The sequence below is a fragment of the Fluviicola sp. genome, from assembly GCF_030151805.1.
Taxonomy (GTDB): domain Bacteria; phylum Bacteroidota; class Bacteroidia; order Flavobacteriales_D; family Crocinitomicaceae; genus Fluviicola.
This window is the reverse complement of record NZ_JASLCN010000066.1, coordinates 1-3,771: the sequence shown is the minus strand read 5'-3', so window position 1 is coordinate 3,771 and position 3,771 is coordinate 1. Positions and strand designations below refer to the sequence as shown.

The following is a 3,771-nucleotide window of genomic DNA, read 5'->3' as shown; positions in this document are numbered from 1 at the left end:
CGATTGATTCGTTAGGTGTGACGGCAACAAACTGTGATATTTACTACGGAGGAATTGACACGGCATACATTGATTCGATTTGGGCAAACGGAAATACCGTGAATGTCATTTGGAATATCGTAGATTCGAACGGATCTAACTTCGACACGACGAGCTATGTATTGAACAACGGAAACGGCGTTTACTGGTTGCAATTGAGCGTATTCTGTCCGAATAAATCCGTAGGAGAATACTTTGCAGTAACGGAAGCCATTTACTTCAACAACGGTTCGGTTTCTACGGCGGGATTGGCAGATTACAAGCAAAACTTGTTTGAAGTTTACCCGAATCCGACCAGCAACCAGGTTCACATCCATTTCTCCGGATCGGATGCGGAACTAACGGTTTACGATCTTCAAGGGAAAGTGGTCTTGAAAGATAGAATCCAAAACCAGAAAACGGTTTCTTTAGAGCATTTTGAGCGCGGAGTTTATTTGTTTGATTTCAAAAACTCAAACGGACAAAGTGTTCAGCGAGTAGTGAAGCAATAAGGAATCAACGTGTAATAAATTGAAAATCCGTGTGTCAACGAGACGCACGGATTTCTTTTTTATATTCGCAGCATGAAAAACTTGATCATTCTTCACGGAGCTTTGGGTGCGAAATCCCAATTCAAAGAGATTGCTGAGCAATTGAAATCGTATTTTGCGGTTCACAGTTTTGACTTTGACGGACATGGAGCAAAATCCGTTACCGAAAGTGAATATTCCATCGAAGGGTTTGCGCAAAATCTGCAGGATTTTATGCAGGAAAATGAAATTCATCGACCCTTAATTTTCGGTTACAGCATGGGGGGATATGTGGCCTTAAAATTAGAAAGCCGGAACCCGGGTTCATTTGAAAAACTGGTGACTTTGGGAACAAAATTTGACTGGACTCCCGAAAGTGCTGAAAAGGAATCGAAAATGCTGAACGCGGAGAAAATCGCGGAAAAAGTTCCTGCGTTCGCCGGGTATCTGAAATCGCTGCACGGAGAGGATCAATGGAAAAATGTGTTGGGGAAAACGGCTCAAATGATGTTGCGTCTCGGAAACAAACCGGCTTTAACAAATACTGATTTTGCAAAGGTCGGGATTCCGGTTCAGTTGCTCCGGGGCTCGAAAGATGTCATGGTTTCCGAGGAAGAAACCAGAAAGACTCAAGAACAACTTCCGCAGGCAGAATACCTGGAGATTCCTGATTGGCAACATCCGATAAACCTGGTTTCTCCGAAGGAACTGGTACAACAATTGTTAAGTTTGTATCTACCAGGGTAAATTGGCGTAACTTTGTAACATGAAAATCGAAATTTGGTCGGACATCATGTGTCCGTTTTGTTATATCGGCAAAAGACATCTGGAAACAGCGCTGAAAGCATTTCCGGAAGAACAGGTTGAAATTGAGTGGAAGAGTTTCCAATTGGACCCGGGAATTGTTCCCCAACCGGATAAGAATGTTTACGAATACCTGGCTGAACGCAAAGGCATGTCAGTGGAAGATTCTAAACAAATGCATGCGGGTGTTGTTGCCAGGGCAGCAGAAGTAGGCTTGGATTATCATTTTGAAAAAGCAGTCATTTCAAATTCATTTACAGCACATCGTCTGATTCAATTGGCGAAAACGAAAGGATTCGGAGATGCAATGGAAGAAACATTTTTCAAAGCATATTTCACGGACGGAAAAGATCTGAATGACAACGCAACGCTGATGGAATTAGCTGTCGGAGCGGGATTGAATGCGTTGGACGTGAAAGAGGTATTGGAAAACGAAGAGCTTTTTTCACAGGCAGTTAACAATGATATCGGCGAAGCACAGCAGATCGGAGTTCGTGGAGTTCCTTTCTTTGTTTTCGACAGAAAGTATGCTATTTCCGGAGCACAACCGATTGAGCATTTTGAAGAAACCATTCAAACGGTTTTGAATTCAAAATAAAGGATTCAGAATGGAAAGAAATAATAAAGCCGGGACAGGTCCCGGCTATTTTTTTATCTCGGAATTCGCAAAAACGAACTTATCTCACAATGAGCTTGTGTTTTTCGCCACTGTTGTTCAGGTTCACCCAATACATTCCCGATTCAAAAGATTGTGTATCCAATAAATAAGCTTCTTCCGAATTCAAGGTGGTTTCAAAAACGACTTTTCCTAACGCATTGTAGACGGAAAGAATCCGGATCGGTTCATCGGAAACAAGGTTTACCAAACCTTTATCGGCCGGATTCGGATAAATCTTTACCTGGTTGATTTTGGAACCGTTGTTTACCGAGCGAATATCGGATAAATGAAAAGAACCGTTTTGATCTACCGATTTCAATTGGTAATAAGAAATTCCTGAAGCTGGATTTTCATCGAATAACGCATAGTCAGTCGTCGCCTGGGAATTTCCCTGCGCAGCAATGCTTCCGATAGAAGACCAGTTTTCCCCGTCAGTTGATTGGAGTACTTCGAAATGACTGCTGTTGAATTCGCTGGCCGTTTGCCAGGTCAGAGAAACCTGTCTGTTTTCGGGCTGAGCATCAAAACTCACCAATTCTACAGGAAGCGGACTCACGGTGAAATCTTTTGTAGCAAGCGTATAATATCCGTCAAGAGAAAGAACTTGATTGTTGAAAACGATCTGATCCCCAATAATGGAGCTGGCACTTGCAACTTCTGTCCATGCACCCGTTTGTGTGGGACGATAAACCAAAATATAATTGGAAACAGGACCCAGGTTTACGCCCGCCATTCCTGCATCGCTCATGTCGAAAATCATGCTTGTAACGTTTGGTGTACCTGTATTCGTAACATCGATGTACCAGATGCGCTGCCAGCGGGAAACATTGGTGCCGCTTATTCCTGCAATGTCCGTCGTGATTTCGCTGTTTGTGGGGGAAGCATGACCGGCCAAAATGTAATCGTCGTTGTCTTGCCCGGAAACAGAGCGGATTCCAAGTCCGGCGCAGGTAGAAGGATCGAACTGTGGATTTGAATTTCCGTTTGCATCTCTCCCGATTCCGGCAACGTTTCTGTCGTAATTTCCGTTTGCAGGATTATCTCCGAGATAAACATCATTGGAGCTTAAGGGAATATCGTATTTCGCCGATAAGTGATTGTTGATGATGATGCGTTGTGCATCGTTCACTTTTGTGCGGTACATGATAATTTCTGAAATGTATCCGTTGAACGCACGCGGATCACCCAAGTGAGTTGCTCCGACCAACAGAGGCGAACTTTTATCCGCAACAAGTGAGCTGCTTTCAGTTGAAGTCATTTGAAGCTGCTCCTGGTCGAAAATGGTTGAGCGTTGAGCTGTTGCTAAATTCCCGTCAAAGAACACATCGTAGATCTTGTTCGTATTTGCAGTGTTCGCAACACTGTTGGAAAAGCGGTTATTGTCGTTATCAATATCAACAAACAATCTGTTTCCGGTATAGAAGAAGAGCATGAATGCCTCTTCGTTTCCTACATTGATGCGCTTACTGATAATGGATTGGGCATCTGAAAATCCCTTCATCCGGGTTACGGTGAAAAAGCTGTATCCGTTCGTATTGTCAAAAATGGAATTATCCGGGGTGGAGAAATAATCGTTCTGACCGGAAGAAGCCGCATTGTCGAATTCAATAGCGGGAAAACCGTTCATCAATGAGTTTACAAATGAAGGTTGTTGAGCAGTGGTTGATTGACCGAGAACAACCCCGTTTCCGGATTGATCTGTCCAGGTTGAAACGGCAGAACCATTTGTTGTGGTATTTGTACCGGCGTCAGCTTTCAGCC

Annotated in this window: 4 protein-coding genes; 3 read left to right on the top strand and 1 reads right to left on the bottom strand. The window is 43.5% G+C overall.

Features of this window, described 5'->3' with window-relative positions:
- The 3 genes from Q1V93_RS02620 to Q1V93_RS02610 form a co-directional block, all read left to right on the top strand.
- Nucleotides 1-530 (top strand): T9SS type A sorting domain-containing protein (locus tag Q1V93_RS02620; RefSeq protein WP_300661033.1); only part of this gene is annotated, 530 nt, incomplete at its 5' end.
- Between the two features lie 72 nt (nucleotides 531-602).
- Nucleotides 603-1,295, top strand: coding sequence for an alpha/beta hydrolase (locus tag Q1V93_RS02615; RefSeq protein ID WP_300661030.1), 693 nt, complete (start codon nucleotides 603-605; stop codon nucleotides 1,293-1,295).
- A 19-nt stretch (nucleotides 1,296-1,314) separates the two neighbouring features.
- On the top strand, nucleotides 1,315-1,950 hold the full coding sequence (locus Q1V93_RS02610) for a DsbA family oxidoreductase (protein ID WP_300661027.1): 636 nt from the start codon (nucleotides 1,315-1,317) through the stop codon (nucleotides 1,948-1,950).
- Between the two features lie 79 nt (nucleotides 1,951-2,029).
- Here the strand turns inward: Q1V93_RS02610 and Q1V93_RS02605 are convergent.
- Nucleotides 2,030-3,771: T9SS type A sorting domain-containing protein (locus Q1V93_RS02605; protein ID WP_300661024.1), on the bottom strand; the 1,742-nt coding region annotated here is incomplete at its 5' end.